This is a genomic window from Bacillus sp. A01H (genome assembly GCF_045277205.1).
Taxonomy (GTDB): domain Bacteria; phylum Bacillota; class Bacilli; order Bacillales; family Bacillaceae_G; genus Bacillus_A; species Bacillus_A paranthracis.
On record NZ_CP117702.1, the window covers coordinates 777,454 to 794,616 of the forward strand.

Annotated in this window: 16 protein-coding genes and 1 pseudogene; 13 read left to right on the forward strand and 4 right to left on the reverse strand. The window is 34.7% G+C overall.

Annotated features, from left to right (window positions below):
• The first annotated feature begins 68 nt into the window (after window positions 1–68).
• The 7 genes from bdhA (at window position 69) to PSR14_RS04145 (ending at window position 7,772) form a co-directional block, all read left to right on the forward strand.
• Window positions 69–1,121 carry a (R,R)-butanediol dehydrogenase gene (gene bdhA / locus PSR14_RS04115; protein ID WP_000645822.1) on the forward strand — a complete coding sequence of 351 codons (1,053 nt, stop codon included), beginning with the start codon at window positions 69–71 and terminating at the stop codon, window positions 1,119–1,121.
• 118 nt (window positions 1,122–1,239) lie between these two features.
• Window positions 1,240–1,584 carry a potassium channel family protein gene (locus PSR14_RS04120; protein WP_000948232.1) on the forward strand — a complete coding sequence of 115 codons (345 nt, stop codon included), beginning with the start codon at window positions 1,240–1,242 and terminating at the stop codon, window positions 1,582–1,584.
• A gap of 253 nt (window positions 1,585–1,837) precedes the next feature.
• On the forward strand, window positions 1,838–2,689 hold the full coding sequence (cerA, locus tag PSR14_RS04125) for a phospholipase CerA (RefSeq protein ID WP_406644155.1): 852 nt from the start codon (window positions 1,838–1,840) through the stop codon (window positions 2,687–2,689).
• Window positions 2,690–2,958: 269 nt separating this feature from the next.
• Window positions 2,959–4,077, forward strand: coding sequence for an IS200/IS605 family element RNA-guided endonuclease TnpB (tnpB, locus tag PSR14_RS04130; RefSeq protein WP_000608414.1), 1,119 nt, complete (start codon window positions 2,959–2,961; stop codon window positions 4,075–4,077).
• 94 nt (window positions 4,078–4,171) lie between these two features.
• Window positions 4,172–5,188, forward strand: coding sequence for a sphingomyelinase C (gene sph / locus PSR14_RS04135; protein WP_001996694.1), 1,017 nt, complete (start codon window positions 4,172–4,174; stop codon window positions 5,186–5,188).
• Window positions 5,189–5,298: 110 nt separating this feature from the next.
• Window positions 5,299–6,471, forward strand: coding sequence for an amino acid deaminase/aldolase (locus tag PSR14_RS04140; protein ID WP_098487518.1), 1,173 nt, complete (start codon window positions 5,299–5,301; stop codon window positions 6,469–6,471).
• The gene (locus PSR14_RS04145; protein ID WP_061185398.1) at window positions 6,459–7,772 is read left to right on the forward strand and encodes a D-arabinono-1,4-lactone oxidase; all 1,314 of its coding nucleotides are present in this window, start codon (window positions 6,459–6,461) and stop codon (window positions 7,770–7,772) included. Before PSR14_RS04140 ends, PSR14_RS04145 begins: the two co-directional genes overlap by 13 nt.
• A 7-nt stretch (window positions 7,773–7,779) precedes the next feature.
• Here the strand turns inward: PSR14_RS04145 and PSR14_RS04150 are convergent, their stop codons facing one another.
• The gene (locus PSR14_RS04150; RefSeq protein ID WP_048557550.1) at window positions 7,780–8,931 is read right to left on the reverse strand and encodes a VanZ family protein; all 1,152 of its coding nucleotides are present in this window, start codon (window positions 8,929–8,931) and stop codon (window positions 7,780–7,782) included.
• Between the two features lie 172 nt (window positions 8,932–9,103).
• On the opposite strand from PSR14_RS04150, the gene PSR14_RS04155 reads away from it, so the two are divergent.
• Window positions 9,104–9,307, forward strand: coding sequence for a hypothetical protein (locus PSR14_RS04155; protein ID WP_001268337.1), 204 nt, complete (start codon window positions 9,104–9,106; stop codon window positions 9,305–9,307).
• A gap of 58 nt (window positions 9,308–9,365) precedes the next feature.
• On the opposite strand, the gene PSR14_RS04160 is transcribed toward PSR14_RS04155, so the two are convergent.
• Both PSR14_RS04160 and PSR14_RS04165 read right to left on the reverse strand, forming a co-directional pair.
• Window positions 9,366–10,178 (reverse strand): undecaprenyl-diphosphate phosphatase, encoded by an 813-nt coding sequence (locus PSR14_RS04160; RefSeq protein ID WP_000434782.1) that lies wholly within the window; start codon window positions 10,176–10,178, stop codon window positions 9,366–9,368.
• Window positions 10,179–10,310: 132 nt separating this feature from the next.
• A pseudogene (locus PSR14_RS04165) lies at window positions 10,311–10,844 on the reverse strand (methyl-accepting chemotaxis protein); the annotation flags it as partial.
• Window positions 10,845–11,475: 631 nt separating this feature from the next.
• Here PSR14_RS04165 and PSR14_RS04170 point away from each other — a divergent pair.
• The 5 genes from PSR14_RS04170 to PSR14_RS04190 all read left to right on the forward strand — a co-directional run bounded on the left by PSR14_RS04170 (window position 11,476) and on the right by PSR14_RS04190 (window position 15,566).
• Window positions 11,476–12,759 carry a 3D domain-containing protein gene (locus PSR14_RS04170; RefSeq protein WP_061185399.1) on the forward strand — a complete coding sequence of 428 codons (1,284 nt, stop codon included), beginning with the start codon at window positions 11,476–11,478 and terminating at the stop codon, window positions 12,757–12,759.
• Window positions 12,760–12,871: 112 nt separating this feature from the next.
• Entirely contained in the window at window positions 12,872–13,090 is a 219-nt protein-coding gene (locus PSR14_RS04175) for a helix-turn-helix transcriptional regulator (RefSeq protein WP_000154009.1), read from the forward strand.
• The gene (locus PSR14_RS04180) at window positions 13,083–13,556 is read left to right on the forward strand and encodes a hypothetical protein (RefSeq protein ID WP_001081111.1); all 474 of its coding nucleotides are present in this window, start codon (window positions 13,083–13,085) and stop codon (window positions 13,554–13,556) included. The genes PSR14_RS04175 and PSR14_RS04180 overlap by 8 nt, the downstream gene beginning before the upstream one ends.
• 116 nt (window positions 13,557–13,672) lie before the next feature.
• Window positions 13,673–14,305, forward strand: a complete 633-nt coding sequence (locus tag PSR14_RS04185) for a class A sortase (RefSeq protein ID WP_001041721.1) — start codon at window positions 13,673–13,675, stop codon at window positions 14,303–14,305.
• A 139-nt stretch (window positions 14,306–14,444) separates the two neighbouring features.
• Entirely contained in the window at window positions 14,445–15,566 is a 1,122-nt protein-coding gene (locus PSR14_RS04190) for a YHYH domain-containing protein (RefSeq protein WP_000813415.1), read from the forward strand.
• A gap of 29 nt (window positions 15,567–15,595) precedes the next feature.
• Here the strand turns inward: PSR14_RS04190 and PSR14_RS04195 are convergent, their stop codons facing one another.
• Window positions 15,596–16,981 carry a peptide MFS transporter gene (locus tag PSR14_RS04195; protein WP_000443153.1) on the reverse strand — a complete coding sequence of 462 codons (1,386 nt, stop codon included), beginning with the start codon at window positions 16,979–16,981 and terminating at the stop codon, window positions 15,596–15,598.
• Between the last annotated feature and the right edge of the window lie 182 nt (window positions 16,982–17,163).

Sequence of the window (17,163 nt, forward strand, 5' to 3'; positions counted from 1 at the left end):
ATAGAAGTATTATAATAGATTTGTAAACTTCACCAGGTTAAGTATATACATAGAGAGGGATGTATAAAATGAAAGCATTACTTTGGCATAATCAACGTGATGTAAGAGTAGAAGAAGTACCAGAACCAACTGTAAAACCAGGAGCAGTTAAGATTAAAGTGAAATGGTGTGGTATCTGCGGGACAGACCTGCATGAATATTTAGCAGGACCTATTTTTATTCCGACAGAAGAGCATCCATTAACACATGTAAAAGCACCGGTTATTTTAGGTCATGAGTTTAGCGGTGAGGTAGTTGAAATCGGTGAAGGCGTTACATCTCATAAAGTGGGAGACCGCGTCGTTGTAGAACCAATTTATTCTTGTGGTAAATGTGAAGCTTGTAAACATGGACATTACAATGTTTGTGAACAACTTGTTTTCCACGGTCTTGGCGGAGAAGGCGGCGGTTTCTCTGAATATACAGTAGTACCAGAAGATATGGTTCACCATATTCCAGATGAAATGACATATGAACAAGGTGCACTTGTAGAACCAGCAGCTGTAGCAGTTCATGCAGTACGTCAAAGTAAATTAAAAGAAGGGGAAGCTGTAGCAGTATTTGGTTGTGGTCCAATTGGACTTCTTGTTATCCAAGCAGCTAAAGCAGCAGGAGCAACTCCTGTTATTGCAGTCGAGCTTTCTAAAGAACGTCAAGAGTTAGCAAAATTAGCAGGTGCGGATTACGTATTAAATCCAGCTACTCAAGATGTATTAGCAGAAATTCGTAACTTAACAAATGGTTTAGGTGTAAATGTGAGCTTTGAAGTAACAGGTGTTGAAGTAGTACTTCGTCAAGCAATTGAAAGCACAAGCTTTGAAGGACAAACTGTAATTGTTAGTGTATGGGAAAAAGACGCAACAATTACTCCAAATAATCTTGTACTAAAAGAAAAAGAAGTGGTTGGTATTTTAGGATACCGTCATATCTTCCCAGCTGTTATTAAATTAATTAGCTCTGGTCAAATTCAAGCAGAGAAATTAATTACGAAAAAAATCACAGTAGATCAAGTTGTTGAAGAAGGATTTGAAGCACTTGTAAAAGATAAAACACAAGTGAAAATTCTTGTTTCACCTAAATAATATAGAATAGTAAAAAGTAGCTCTTTTCTAGAAATAGAAGAGGGCTACTTTTTTTCTGTACAGAAAGGTGATAGACTTTCCTGTAACTACAGGTATTTTGTTTGGAAGGGGAAGTCTCATGCTTTCATTTATGTTGACATTGAAACGAATGCTAAAAGCTTGTTTACGAGCGTGGAAAGATAAAGAATTTCAAGTATTATTCGTATTAACATTTTTAACATTAACATCTGGTACGATTTTTTATAGTACAGTTGAAGAATTACGTCCTCTTGATGCTTTGTATTTTAGCGTTGTGACGCTGACGACTGTCGGTGATGCGAATTTTAGCCCGCAAACTGATTTTGGGAAGATATTTACAATCTTATACATATTTATTGGGATTGGATTAGTATTTGGATTTATTCATAAGTTGGCAGTTAATGTACAACTGCCGAGTATATTATCGAATAGAAAAAAAGAGTAAAGCATGTGGGTGCTTTACTCTTTTTTTACATTAGTTTAGATAAGCCTTAATAATAGTTTATTAAAATGAAAGTGTATTCATTCATTATATTCACTGTGTATAAAGTTATAATGATATGAACATTTGCATATTTTGATTTAGTAATAGAAATTTCATGAAAGGTGGGATATTCTAGTCATAGGTTAACCGGATGACATCATAGGATCCTAACAAAAAGTTTACAATAATTCGATTATAAAATGGAGGATTTCAGATGAAAAAGAAAGTACTTGCTTTAGCAGCAGCTATTACAGTAGTAGCTCCTTTACAAAGCGTTGCATTTGCTTATGAAAACGATGGGGGAAGTAAAATAAAAATAGTTCACCGCTGGTCTGCTGAAGATAAACATAAAGAAGGCGTAAATTCTCATTTATGGATTGTAAACCGTGCGATTGATATTATGTCTCGCAATACAACACTTGTAAAACAAGATCGAGTTGCACAATTAAATGAATGGCGTACGGAGTTAGAGAACGGTATTTATGCTGCTGACTATGAAAATCCTTATTATGATAATAGCACATTTGCTTCACATTTCTATGATCCAGACAATGGAAAAACATATATTCCATTTGCAAAGCAGGCAAAAGAAACTGGCGCTAAATATTTTAAATTAGCTGGTGAATCATATAAAAATAAAGATATGAAACAAGCATTCTTCTATTTAGGATTATCTCTTCATTATTTAGGAGATGTAAACCAACCGATGCATGCAGCAAACTTTACAAATCTTTCGTATCCACAAGGATTCCATTCTAAATATGAAAACTTTGTAGATACGATAAAAGATAATTATAAAGTGACGGATGGAAATGGATATTGGAACTGGAAAGGTACAAATCCAGAAGAGTGGATTCATGGAGCGGCAGTAGTAGCGAAACAAGATTACTCTGGAATTGTAAATGATAATACGAAAGATTGGTTCGTAAAAGCAGCTGTGTCACAAGAATATGCAGATAAATGGCGCGCTGAAGTTACGCCAATGACAGGTAAGCGATTAATGGATGCACAACGTGTTACTGCTGGATACATTCAGCTTTGGTTTGATACGTACGGAGATCGTTAAGTATTTAAAAAAGGTCAAATCTCACAATAGAGTATTTGACCTTTTTATCAATTTAGCCAAGAAGACTCCTTCCTCAAGGAGCGTGAAGGGCGTAGCCCAGCGAGTAGGTGGGAGATGAATTGGCTTCGAACAAGAGATGGCAGGAAGTCATCTTAATTGTTCGACATATGTAAAGTGTTACCGGATAATTTGTCATAATCACTTAACTAACTATCGAATGTGCGTTTGGTATATAATGGAAATATATCGAAATGGAGGTGAAATGAAGGATGATCAATAAAGCGTATAAATTTCGTATCTATCCAAATAAAGCACAAGCGATCCTGATCAATAAAACGATTGGTTGTTCTCGTTTTGTATTCAATCACTTCCTATCTCTATGGGATAATGCATACAAAGAAACAGGAAAAGGTTTGACATATGGTACATGCTCTGCCAAACTTCCTGCCATGAAGAAAGAGTTTGTTTGGCTAAAAGAAGTGGATAGTATTGCTATTCAATCGTCTGTTCGCAACCTTGTGGATGCTTATACACGCTTTTTTAAAAAACAAAACAGTGCCCCGCGTTTCAAATCTAAAAAGAACAACGTACAATCTTATACCACAAAACAAACAAATGAAAACATTGCTGTTGTCGGAAACAAAATGAAATTGCCGAAACTAGGTCTTGTTCGATTTGCCAAAAGTCGTGAAGTAAAGGGACGTATTTTAAATGCTACGGTTAGACGGAACCCTTCTGGCAGATACTTTGTGTCATTGTTAGTTGAAACAGAAGTGCAAGAACTTCCGAAAACACATTCTTATATTGGAATGGATGTAGGATTAAAAGATTTCGCCATTTTGTCAGATGGAACAACCTATAAAAACCCTAAATTTTTTCGCTCATTGGAAGAGAAGTTGGCAAAAGCACAGCGCGTTCTTTCTAGAAGAATGAAAGGATCTTCTCGCTGGAATAAACAACGAGTAAGGGTAGCTAGAATTCATGAATACATAGCTAATGCTAGAAAAGATTACTTGGACAAAATCTCAACTGAAATCATCAAAAACCACGATGTTATCGGTATAGAAGATTTGCAAGTATCGAATATGTTAAAAAATCATAAGTTAGCAAAAGCGATTAGTGAAGTATCTTGGTCACAATTTAGAACGTTGCTAGAATACAAGGCAAAATGGTATGGAAAACAAGTCATTCTGGTATCCAAAACATTTGCTTCAAGCCAATTATGTTCTTGTTGTGGGTATCAAAATAAAGACGTTAAGAATCTAAATCTTCGTGAATGGGATTGTCCTGAGTGCAATTGTCATCACGACAGAGATATTAACGCAAGTATCAATCTTAAAAATGAAGCTTTAAGGCTTCTAACCGTAGGAACTACGGGGATAGCCTAATGAATTAGAAGCCATTAGGCTTCTGTACTTAGGAATCTCCCACTTCAAACAGTCCGTAAGGACGTTAAGTGGTGAGTAGTTCAATACTATACACATGGAGGTATGGAACGTGAAAGGTAAATTGCTAAAAGGTGTACTTAGCTTTGGGATTGGTTTAGGAGTTTTATACGGAGGATCCTCAGCTCAAGCAGATACGTCTACAGATCAAAACAATACTTTGAAAGTGATGACGCATAACGTGTACATGCTATCAACTAACTTATATCCGAATTGGGGACAAAGTGAGCGTGCTGATTTAATTGGGGCGGCAGATTATATTAAGAATCAAGACGTTGTTATATTAAATGAAGTGTTTGATAATAGTGCTTCAGATCGCCTTTTAGGAAATTTGAAGAAAGAATACCCAAATCAAACAGCTGTATTAGGTCGTAGCAACGGAAATGAATGGGATAAAACGTTAGGTAGCTATTCATCTGCAACTCCTGAAGATGGAGGCGTTGCAATCGTTAGCAAATGGCCGATCGTTGAAAAGGTTCAATATGTATTTGCAAATGGATGTGGACCAGATAATTTATCGAATAAAGGATTTGTATACACGAAAATTAAGAAAAATGATCGTTTCGTTCATGTAATTGGGACGCATTTGCAGGCTGAAGATAGTATGTGCGGAAAAACTTCACCTGCATCTGTACGTACAAACCAGTTAAAAGAAATTCAAGATTTTATTAAAAATAAAAATATACCAAATGACGAGTACGTCCTATTTGGTGGTGATATGAATGTGAATAAAATAAATGCTGAGAACAATAGTGACTCAGAATACGCATCAATGTTCAAAACATTGCACGCTTCTATTCCATCTTATACAGGACATACAGCAACTTGGGATGCGACGACAAACAGTATTGCAAAATATAATTTCCCTGATAGCCCTGCCGAGTATTTAGATTATATTATTGCAAGTAAAGACCATGCGAACCCGTCATTTGTAGAGAATAAAGTGTTACAACCGAAATCTCCACAGTGGACTGTTACATCATGGCTCAAAAAATATACGTATGATGATTATTCTGATCATTATCCAGTAGCAGCAACTATTTCTATGAAGTAGTCCTAAAAAAGTTTCTTCTTAAATAGGAAGAAACTTTTTTATTTTGTAGAGGAGATTCCAACTTTCTTTCCAATATGTATAAGACATATAGAGAAGAGGAGAGAAAAAATGTGGATCGAGGAATTTTTAAAGAAGTTCCATTACCGTGTGCATTTTTGGATGAAGTAGCTTTAGATAGAAATATTCAATTGATTATAGAATTAAGTGGCAATAAGAAGATTCGTATAGCGAGTAAATCGTTACGTTCTGTTCCGGTTATGCAAAAGATTTTAGCTGCAAATGAACGATTTCAAGGTATTATGTGTTTTTCACCTAGGGAAGCTTTATTTTTAATTGAACAAGGATTCAATGATTTATTGCTCGGATATCCTGCTTATGATGAAAGAGCGTTACATGAAATAAGTTTGCTAACAAAGCAAGGGCTCATTATAACTTGTATGGTGGATTGTGAAGATCATATTGTTTATTTAGAAAAAATTGCCGAGAAGTCTAAAGGATGTTTTCGTGTTTGCTTAGATATTGATATGAGTAGTCGTTTTTTTAAGTTCCATTTTGGGGTCAAAAGATCACCGGTAAAAGATGTGCAAGGTGCTTTGAAAATAGTAAAAAGGTTGAAAGAATCATCATTTTTAATACTAGATGGTGTAATGGGATATGAAGCCCAAATTGCTGGGGTAGGAGATCACATACCGAATCAACGAGCGAAAAGTAAAGTGATTTCATATTTAAAGAAGAAATCAGTGTTAGAAGTTAAAGAAAGAAGAGGACATATCGTAAAAGAAATACAAAATCTAGGTATTGAACTAAGGTTTGTAAATGGGGGAGGCACAGGAAGTATAAAAACAACTGAGCAAGATCATTCAGTTTCAGAGATTACAATAGGTTCGGCTTTTTATGCCCCGAAGCTGTTTGATTATTATAAAGAGGTGCAATTTCATCCAGCTGTCGGATTTGCTTTACCAGTTGTGCGTAAACCAGCACCAACAATTTACACTTGTTTAGGTGGTGGATATATTGCCTCAGGCGCAATTGGGAAAGATAAAGAACCTGAGATTTGGAGGCCGAATGGTGCAAAACTATTAGCTTTAGAAGGCGCTGGTGAAGTGCAAACACCGATTTTTTATAACGGTGAGGAACGAGTAGAGATAGGAGATTCTATCTTATTTCGTCATAGTAAAGCTGGCGAGTTATGCGAGCGGTTTCCGTTTTTATATCGTGTGAAAGAAGGAGAGATTATTGGGAAGTATTCAACATATCGGGGGGATGGCCAATGCTTTCTATAAAGGGACAAAAATGGAGAAATTGGACAGGGAATGTAGAAGGAACACCGCATTATACGATGTATCCAGAAAGTATACAAGATGTAGTAGAAGTTGTAGAGCTTGCACGAAAAGAAGGGAAGAAAATTCGCGTTGTCGGTTCAGGACACTCGTTTACACCTCTTGTGAAAACGGAAGAAATTTTAGTTTCTTTAGATGAATTGAAGGGAATTGTGAATATTGATACGGAAGAAATGGTTGCCGAAGTATGGGCAGGAACAAAGTTACATGAGCTAGGGAAGTTACTTGAGGAAAAAGGTTATGCGCAAGAAAATTTAGGGGATATTGATTCGCAATCTATCGCAGGAGCAATTAGTACGGGGACGCATGGAACGGGTATTACCTTTGGAAGTTTATCAACACAAGTTATAGAGATTACGGCAGTTTTATCTACAGGTGAGACTATAGTTTGTTCGGAAACGGAGAATGTAGAATATTGGAGGGCCTTTCAGTTGTCACTTGGGATGCTAGGTATCATTGTAAGGATAAAATTGAAAGTTATCAGGGCGTATTCACTTGTGTATGAAAGTGAAAAACAAGCATTATCTACTGTAATGAACAAATTAGAAGAATATAAGAAGAATCGCCACTTTGAATTCTTTGTTTTTCCTTATTCAGATGAAGTGCAAGTGAAAATTACAAACGAAACAACGGGTAAAAAAAGTGATTTGAAATGGCATAGACTAAAGGTAGAGTTACTTGAAAATAAGATGTTCTCTTTGTTATCTAAAGGATGTAAATGGTTTCCTTCTATAAGTAAAGGAGTAAGTCGATTATCGGCTAAAGCTGTACCGAATACAAAAATAATTGGTCCGAGTTATGAAGTATTTGCTACATCGCGTGCGGTTCCATTTTATGAAATGGAGTATAGTGTTCCTTCAAAGTATATGCAGGCCGTTGTAGAAGAAATTTCAAACCTTATTGAAAAGAAAAAGTATAAAGTGCACTTCCCAATTGAATGCCGTTATGTGAAAAGGGATGATATATGGCTCAGTCCAGCGTATGGAAGAGATTCTGCGTATATAGCTGTTCATATGTATAAAGGTATGAAGTATGCTGCTTATTTTGGTGAGGTGGAGAAAATTTTTCTAAAGTATGAAGGACGCCCGCATTGGGGAAAAATGCATACGTTAACGTACGAAAAATTACAAAATATATATCCAGAATTGCATTCGTTTCTAAAGGTGAGGAAATTATTAGATGAAGCAGAAATGTTTTCAAATCCTTACACAGAAAAGTTATTTACGATTATGAAAAAAAGCTGACAAAGTATTACTTGTCAGCTTTTTTTAGTACGATCGCATTTCTTGTTTGACTAATTCGCTCGTAAAATAGTAACTTATCACGACTAAATACATGTAATAAAACATGAATAATAAATAGACCGTTAATTACGAGTTGGAATAATAATATAACTATTAATACTAAAGGTTCTTTAAGATTTAAGATAGAGCTACTAGAAAGAATATAATTGATTCCACCTAAAACGAAATAGAATATACCATAACGGATGAATAGTTCCTTCAACGTAATACGATCTGATTGTCCTTTCACGTAAATACGAAGCAATGCTTTACCGATTGTCTTTCCATTCGTAAAGTATGGAATGATAATAAAGTAAATAAAGATCGAACACGTTATGAAAATGAGTTCGTATATGTTCGTGTAAGATTGAATATTAGAAACAAAGAAAGAATTTCCTTTGTTTTTAATGACAGGTACAACGATGGATAAGAAAATCCAATCAATTTGCATCGCGATAAAGCGACGAACGAATCCGACTGGTTTCGTTTCCAAATCAATATGACTATCTAATTCGCTTGCTTTCGGAAGGAAGTACGTAAAAATTGGTGCAATGATAAAGCCGATTACGCCGCCTAATGTATTTAAAAACAGATCATCTATATCAAATAAGCGGTACGCACAATTGTATATACCGTATAGTCCAGTCACTTGTGTTAGCTCGAAAAAGAGTGAAAGACAAAAAGAAATACAAATTGTTTGTAAGAAACTACGTCGGAAATAATACCGTAAGTAAATACCGAATGGAACGGTTAATAGAACGTTAAATGCTACTTGTAAAAACGCAGATTCTTTTAATAGGTAGAAATAAGTAGCTGGTTTCGTTAAAATTGCCGAAGTATGATTACTAATTTCTTGTATGAAATAAAATGGTGATAGTTGCATGTGTTGTGTATTAGCCGGTTGTAGGCTACAAGTATCATATGTTTGTGGCAACGGCAAAATCACAAGAAAATAGGCATTTAATAAGTAAAGCAATAATGAGTATAAAATAAATGAACGCCATTTATTTAAATAACCATACTTTCGATAATTAAATATTAAAAAAGGGATTAATAGAAACATTGCTAAAAAAGGAAATAAAATAAATGCTGTTTTTACAGGGAATAAATATGCAGTCAAAATGAAGCTCCTTTCAATGAAAATTCGTTTACCATTATAACGTTAAAAGAACCTTAAAACAAAATTAAAATATTTTGAAATAGAAAAAATTATAAATTTTAATAGAATTAAGTTATACTAAATTTAATATAAGGATATTATGATTATTATAAGTTGAAAGAGGGAACAAGATATGCGATATGAGCTTTTTTCTGTAAGTGGGAATCATATTACAACTTTTGAAAGTGCGTGGCGTTTTCAAGAGGGAGAACAGATTTTTGTTCATGATGATCAAATAAAACGAAATTTTATTATTATCCGCCTAACGCATGATGTATTTCAACAAAATAAACATGTTATTCGTTTGTATTGTCAAGAAAAGAAAGTATATGCATAAAAAAACGAGTCGTTCTAGTGTAATAGAATGACTCGCTTTTTGATTTGTACGTTTCACCTTATAAGAAAATAAGAGTAAGTACACCTACGATAATGCAATAGAAAGAGAAATATTTTAAATTTCCTTTTGCCATAATGTTCATAAACCATTTTAATGAAATATACGTCATGATAAATGTTGCGATAAATGCAACGATATATGGTACGAATAGTGTATCTAGATTTGGATCTTTTGCAATGTCTGTAATACTTAGTAATAAACCACCTAAGCTAACAGGGATATATAGTAAGAATGAGAAACGAAGAGCCGTTTCTTGCTTCATACCAAGTAACATCGCTGCTACGATTGTTGCACCTGATCGGCTTATTCCAGGAATTAGTGCGCAAGCTTGTGCTAGGCCGACAATAATTGCGTCTTTCATAGAAAGGTCGCCATCATTTTTACGTCCACGCAAGTTTCTAATAATCCAAAGACCGACAGCGGTAATAAGAAGGGAAATCCCAACCATTTTCACACCTTTTAAGTATTGATCGATGTAATCTTTAAATAAAACACCAATAACACCTGCTGGAATGGTCGCAATAACAAGGTAAATAATAAAGAAGAAATCTGATTTTGCATCTTCTGCTCTTGTAAATATATAAGATAGACCATTCTTCGTTAGACGAATTAAATCATTTCTATAAATAAGTAATACAGCTAATAATGAAGCTGAATTAACAAGTAGTTCAAAGCTAAACCCTTCGATTTTTAGTCCTAGCAAATGCTGTGCTAAAACGAGGTGACCACTTGAAGAAATCGGAATCGGTTCTGTTAGTCCTTGGAACAGACCAAGAATTAAATATTTTAAAATGTAGTAAAATTGTTCCATAATAACCTCCTTGTTTAATAGTCGAAAGAAACAACTTGTCCATTATAACAAAGATACGGATGAATATTGAGAAGAAATAAATATTCGAAATATAATAAAAATCCCTTATAGCAGTATAAGGGATTTTTATTATTAATGAGAAACTGCTGTTTCTTCAAGACTTTTCGTTAATTGAACATCGACTTTCTCAGCATCATGAATGTGATTCATAATAGTAGTATTTAACTTTTGGAACATTTGTTGTGTAGTAGCGAATTCTCGTAATATATCATCATTACAAGACTTTTGGTTTTCAATAGCTTTAATAACATTAGTAGCACCGTTTTGTAACGTTTGAATCATAATTAAAATATTTTCGATTCTAGCGTTTGTATCGGCACTCATTTCTACACCTTCATCGACTAAATGCAAATTATCTTTTGTATTATCGTATGCTTTTTCAATTTCTTCTTGAATTTTTTTCGTTAAGTTGCCAATGTTTTTTGTACTTTCAGCTGTACTTTCAGCTAATTTTCTTACTTCATTGGCAACGACAGCGAATCCTTTACCGTGTTCACCAGCACGTGCAGCTTCAATGCTTGCATTTAAAGCAAGTAAATTTGTTTGTGCTGCAATGTTTTGAATGACTTCTACAATTTGCTCGATTTCTTTTGAGCGTTCACTTAAATGATTCATACTATTAGACGTACGTTGAGATTGTTCGCCTAATTTGTTAATTACAATAAGTAAACGGTGAACAGATTCTTTTCCTTCATTAGAGCAGTCAATGATTTCTTCAATAGATTGAATTAAGCTTTGTTCTTTTTGTAACATTTCATTATTTAATTCATTGGAATGTGTCGTGCGTGTTGAAACATTTTCGAAACATGAGCTTAATTGTTGAACTAAATTTTGAAGTGTATTGTGCTGGTTATTTACAAGTTGATGCTCTTGAACAACGCTTTGTACACGATCGTGGATAGAAGAAATAGTCTCTTGTTGTTCGATATCCTTTTGTTTTAATTCTGCTTCTAGTTCTTGTATACGACTTTCTAATTGATCAATTTTATGTTGGAGTGATTTCTTTTGAGTAAACATATATTTATTTCAACCGCCTTTAGAAGTTATGTTTTCTCTATATTTGGATTTTAGCATCTTTTATAATTTTTAAATATAGGAATTGTTAAATATTTAAGAATCTATTACATTTTATGCATAATTCCCTTTTTTTCGTCATGAAAAATAAACTGTATTTAATGATATTGTAAACAAACTGTAAAATAAATCATGTATAACTGTATAAGAAGGGAGTCGGATTATGAACTATTTTAAGCGAATCAGTAGTCTAGTATTAGCAGGAATTATAAGTCTTTCTAGTACAGTCGCTGTTAAAGCAGAGTCAAACGACGAGAAACTTAACAACATGCAACAGCAATTGCAGCAAAACGATGCAGAAATGCAAAAGAAAGAGCAAGAGAAGCAAGCTGTTAGTAAAGAAATTCAAGGTATCGAAAACGAACTACATAATTTAAATAATACAATTGCAAAAAATAAAGAGGATCAAGCTGCTATTCAACGTAAAATCGATGAAACACATAAGCAGATTGAACAAAAAAAGAACGAAATTGTCGTTTTAGAGGATAAAGTCCTTGCTCGTAAGGATATTATGAGAAAACGTATGGTTTCTGTTCAAAACAGTTCAAATACAAGTTTAGTAGTAGAAGTTGTAGTAGAGTCAAAGAACTTTGCAGACTTCTTACAACGTATGAACGCAGTTTCTACTATTCTAGAAGCTGATAAAGAAATTTTACGTCTACAAGAACAAGATCTTCGTCAAATTGAAGAAGATAAGAAAACAATTGACGAGAAAGAAGCATCTTTAGTAGTAGACAAACAAAAATTAGCAAAAGCACAAGCTGAACTGCAAGATAACTTGAAAAAGCGTCAAGCTAACTTACAAACAGTTCAAGCTAAATATAATCAGGTTGCAAGCCAACTTAATTTAGCAGCAGAAGAAAAAGCTAAAATTGAGTCAAATATGAAGGCAGTACAAGAAACAATTGCTCGTGAACAAGAAGCAGCAAGAATTGCAGCAGAAGAACGTGCAAAAGCAGAAGCAGCTGCAAAGGCTGAGCAAGAAGCTTTAGCGAAAGCACAAGCAGAAATTGCTGAAAAGCAAAAGCAAGAGAAAGCTAGTAAACCAGCTGAACCAGTTGCTAATAATAATTCGAAGGTAGAACCTCCACAACCTGAACCATCTCCTAAGCCAACTGCTGGTGGGAAAGAAATTTATGTAGAAGCTACAGCTTATACAGCTGATCCAGCGGAAAATGGTTATGCACCAGGTCAACAAGTATTCTCTGCATGGGGACCAGGTGGTAAAGGTTATAATCTAACTGCAAACCCAGGAATGAAATTAATTGCTGTAGATCCAAATGTTATTCCATTAGGTAAAACTGTAAATGTTGAAGGTTATGGAGTAGCAATTGCAGCCGATACTGGTGGAGCTATTAAGGGGCATAGAATTGATGTTTTAATGCCAGATAAAGGTTCATCAAGTAGTTGGGGCAGAAGAACAGTTAAAGTTACAATTTTAAACTAACACGTAATCCAACTTTACAATATGTAAAGTTGGATTTTTTTGTAAAAATAATGTTAAGTTGAGTTTACATTTTGTTAAGGATAGCATACAATGGTGGTGAGAGGTGGTAAATTTGACCATTTTAAATAGAGTGAAGGAATTAAGAGCTCGATTTAATTTTTCGCAAAGTGTATTAGCAGAAAAGGTTGGAGTGACGAGACAAACAATCGCGGCAATTGAAAAAGGGGATTATGTTCCTTCATTGTTATTAGCGCTTACGATTTGCGATGTGTTCGAGCTCAAGATGGAAGATGTGTTTGTTTTAAATAAGGAGGGGGAAGAGGATGAATAGACTTGTATTTTCCTATATGTTGAATGTACTCTTAATGGTATTAGCAGGTTGGGCATTTATTGAGTTGTATTATTTTACTATCGAAGTTGCTAACTTTATTCAAACGAAGAGGGTACCATTTGAAGTTTCGGTGAGTTTAATGCCAATAGGATTGCTTTTAATATTTGGTATTGTATCGACTGTTCTTTATAAAATTCAAAAGAAAAAATATAAAGAGCTATCATATTGGATGTTTCCACTATTATTTCCTCAAGAAGACGAGCGGGAAAAGGCGATTACAGAAAAGGCTTGTCGTACTACATTTATGTCACTATGGTACGTGTTGCCTTGTGCGGTTGGTTTTTTAACGCTTTCTCCAATTGCTAATCTATATGTTCCTGCATATCCAATATATATTGCATTTAGTATTTTCTTTATTCAAATGACAATTTTCCACGTATCTTTATATCGAAATAAAATCGCTTAAAAAGAAACCTTCTTGCGTCAGCAAGAAGGTTTCTTTTCAGCTTACACTTGTACATATAGCAATATTATCTTATCATTTTAAATAGAGTAAGATTTTGTAACGGAAAGGAATTGTATATGAATAAGCAAAGAATTTATAGTATAGTAGCAATCCTCCTATTTGTTGTAGGTGGTGTATTAATCGGCAAACCATTTTATGATGGATATCAAGCTGAAAAGAAACAGACTGAAAATGTACAGGCTGTTCAAAAAATGGATTATGAAAAACATGAGACAGAATTTGTAGATGCTTCGAAAATTAATCAACCAGACTTGGCAGAAGTAGCGAACGCATCTTTAGATAAGAAACAAGTAATTGGTCGTATTTCGATTCCGAGTGTTTCATTAGAACTTCCTGTTTTAAAGTCTTCTACTGAGAAAAACCTATTATCAGGTGCAGCAACAGTAAAAGAAAATCAAGTAATGGGAAAAGGGAATTATGCATTAGCAGGACATAACATGTCTAAAAAAGGTGTTTTATTTAGTGATATAGCGTCTCTAAAAAAAGGCGATAAAATTTATTTGTATGATAATGAAAACGAATATGAATATGCGGTTACTGGTGTATCTGAAGTAACTCCTGATAAATGGGAGGTTGTTGAAGATCATGGGAAAGATGAGATAACACTTATTACATGTGTATCTGTAAAAGATAATTCTAAACGTTATGTTGTTGCTGGTGATTTAGTAGGAACGAAGGCGAAGAAATAAAAAAGAAGGTCAACTCTCTAAAGAGTTGACCTTCTTTTTTACTAATGTTGAGAAATAATAGAATATTTTAGTTGGTATTTAAGTATTTTTCTATTTATGTATAATAAAGTTAGAATTCAAGATTTTGGGAGGAACAAGAGTGAAACAACAGGTGAAGAAACTTCTTTTAACAACAAGTGTAGCGTTATTGGTAGCTCCAATTTCAGCTTATGCGCATCCAGGACGTACAGATGCTAATGGGGGACATACGTGTCGTACAAATTGTGAAAAATGGGGATTGCAGTACGGGGAATATCATTATCACAATAAGCCAGCTTCTAGTAGTGGTGCAACAAGTCCAGCTCCTAGTCAAAATAATAATGGTGCTGTAGAAGCTGAAAGACAAGCAGAAGCACAGCGCAATGCTGAGGCTGAAAAACAACGTGCTGCAGAGGCGCAGCGTAAAGCTGAAGAAGAGAGACAACGTGTAGCGGAGGAACAAAGAAAAGCAGAGGCAGAGAGACAACGTGTAGCTGAAGAACAAAGAAAAGCGGAAGAAGCACGTAAGCGAGAGGAAGCACAACGTCAAGCTGATATGGAAAAAGGACAGCTTGAGGGACAAAAAAATGGAGAGATTGATTTTAAAGCAGGGAAAAATGATGCAGAATCACATTTAGCTGGAAAATCAGATACATATAAAGAAGCATTCAAAATTGCTTATGCTGCATCTTGGTCTTTAGAAGAGCAGAAGAAAACGAATTTTGAAAAAGGAAAAGAGCAAGGTTTAGCACAAGAGACGATGGAAGATAGTCAAATTGCTCCAGAGTTTAAGCCGAATTTTGCAGAAGGTTTCCAAGTAGGGAATAAAGAAAGAACAGAAAAAATTGAAAAAGAGCAAGCTGAACTAGGGGAAAAGGCAGGTAAGGAATTAGCCGGAAAGAACCCCGGAAATAGAGAGAAAGATGTGTACGTGAAGGCGTATGAAACAGCTTATGAAAAGGGTTATAAATCTACAAAAAAAGCAGTAGAAAAGGCTGGCTATAAGTATGCATTTGAAAACTATGATTTGAAAGTTCCTGCTAAATATGAAAAAAATGAATCGTTAAAGAAATGGTTTATTGAAGGGTTTAAATCAAATAAAAAAGCAGCAGAAATTAGAGAAGAAGGATATAAAAAAGGAGACAGTTGGCTTGCATTCTTCTATAAGAATTTTGTGCCAAGTGAATATAAAGAACATAAAAATCTGTACGAACAAGCGATAGAAAAAGGTAAGAATGCATAAAAAAGATGAGGGATTTCCCCTCATCTTTTTTAATCCATCCATTTCACTAACTTCTTAGAAATTAGTAATAAAACGCAGCCTAATACAATTGCTACAGCGCCAATTACTGTAAATACTTCAGCATATCCAAGTGAAGTTGTGAAGCTTGCAAGTTGTCCACCTAAAATGTTAGCGATTCCTGAGCTTGCTAACCATACTCCCATTAATAAAGAAGCAAGTTTTACTGGGGCAAGCGCACTAACCATTGATAGTCCAACAGGTGATAAGAATAGCTCACCTAACGTATGGAAAAGATACGTAAAGACGATAAATAGTAAGTTTGCTTTTTCTGTAATGTTATGTTCATCACTACCTGTTTTTAATGTAGCAATAACGAGAATGATATAACCGATACCGAGCAAGATCATACCAAGTCCCATTTTAGTTGGGATTTTTAAATCCCCGCGCTTGCGAGTTGCAAGTTTTGCCCATAATGCCGAAATAACTGGAGCAAGTAAAATAATAAATAATGGATTGACCGATTGGAACCAAGATGTTGGAACTTCCCATCCGAACACAGAGCGGTCTACAAATTTGTTTGTATATAATGTTAATGAACTACCAGCTTGTTCAAAGCCAGCCCAGAAGAAGACAACGAAGCATGTTAAAATGACGATAACTGCAGTACGTTGTTTTTCTTTTTTTGTTAAAGGTGTATCTCCTACTGATGGTTGTCCATCTGTTGTTTGTAAATCGCGAGTTGGTTTTTTACCGATATCACCAAGGAAGCGATTGGATAGTGTTGTAAATAAAATTTGTCCAATGATCATTCCGATTGAAGCGGCTAAGAATCCGTAACGGAATCCGTAATGTACAACGCCATCAACCGTTGTTTTGAATAAATTTTCTGATAAAAATCCGCAAACGAGTGGAGCTAAAAATGATCCGACATTAATACCCATATAGAAAATGGTAAATGCACTATCACGTTTTGGATCGTTCTCTTCGTATAATTCCCCAACCAGTGTAGAGATGTTCGGTTTGAAGAATCCATTACCGATAATAATAAGCGCTAATCCGAGGTATAGGCCGACTTGGTTTTGTAAGGCAAATAGTGTAAGGTTACCGATTGCCATTGTTATACCACCAATTGTGATCGCTTTTCGTCTACCTAGAAAACGGTCTGTTAAGTATCCACCAATCATCGGTGTGAAATAACAGGCTCCAGTGTAAAATCCGTAAATAGAGAGTGCCCATCCAGGACTAAACCCAAGACCACCGCTTACTAAAGCTGTCGTTAAATATAATGTTAATAATCCTCGTAATCCATAGTAACTAAATCTTTCCCACATTTCTGTAAAGAAGAGTAAGTATAAACCTGGAGGATGTTTCTTTTTTCTTTGTTGTTCTCTTTCTAGTTGTATCGCTGATTCCATGTTATTTTCCTCCTGACACAAACAAAAACAAAGTTAATAATTTTGTACATTTAATATTTTACTTTATTAACTATTATAAGTCAATAAAGGTTGATTTTTCAGAAGAAATTGGAAAAGGGATATAGCTATAGAATGAGTGTTTCTTTTATGTTAGACTATGGACTATGTTTTCTTTGTAAAGA

What these genes read in the sequence shown, in the direction of transcription:
- bdhA (WP_000645822.1), top strand. Translation starts at nt 69, where the DNA reads ATGAAAGCATTACTTTGGCATAATCAACGTGATGTAAGAGTAGAAGAA.
- PSR14_RS04120 (WP_000948232.1), top strand. Translation starts at nt 1,240, where the DNA reads ATGCTTTCATTTATGTTGACATTGAAACGAATGCTAAAAGCTTGTTTA.
- cerA (WP_406644155.1), top strand. Translation starts at nt 1,838, where the DNA reads ATGAAAAAGAAAGTACTTGCTTTAGCAGCAGCTATTACAGTAGTAGCT.
- tnpB (WP_000608414.1), top strand. Translation starts at nt 2,959, where the DNA reads ATGATCAATAAAGCGTATAAATTTCGTATCTATCCAAATAAAGCACAA.
- sph (WP_001996694.1), top strand. Translation starts at nt 4,172, where the DNA reads ATGGAGGTATGGAACGTGAAAGGTAAATTGCTAAAAGGTGTACTTAGC.
- PSR14_RS04145 (WP_061185398.1), top strand. Translation starts at nt 6,459, where the DNA reads ATGCTTTCTATAAAGGGACAAAAATGGAGAAATTGGACAGGGAATGTA.
- PSR14_RS04155 (WP_001268337.1), top strand. Translation starts at nt 9,104, where the DNA reads ATGCGATATGAGCTTTTTTCTGTAAGTGGGAATCATATTACAACTTTT.
- PSR14_RS04160 (WP_000434782.1), bottom strand. Translation starts at nt 10,178, where the DNA reads ATGGAACAATTTTACTACATTTTAAAATATTTAATTCTTGGTCTGTTC.
- PSR14_RS04170 (WP_061185399.1), top strand. Translation starts at nt 11,476, where the DNA reads ATGAACTATTTTAAGCGAATCAGTAGTCTAGTATTAGCAGGAATTATA.
- PSR14_RS04180 (WP_001081111.1), top strand. Translation starts at nt 13,083, where the DNA reads ATGAATAGACTTGTATTTTCCTATATGTTGAATGTACTCTTAATGGTA.
- PSR14_RS04185 (WP_001041721.1), top strand. Translation starts at nt 13,673, where the DNA reads ATGAATAAGCAAAGAATTTATAGTATAGTAGCAATCCTCCTATTTGTT.
- PSR14_RS04195 (WP_000443153.1), bottom strand. Translation starts at nt 16,981, where the DNA reads ATGGAATCAGCGATACAACTAGAAAGAGAACAACAAAGAAAAAAGAAA.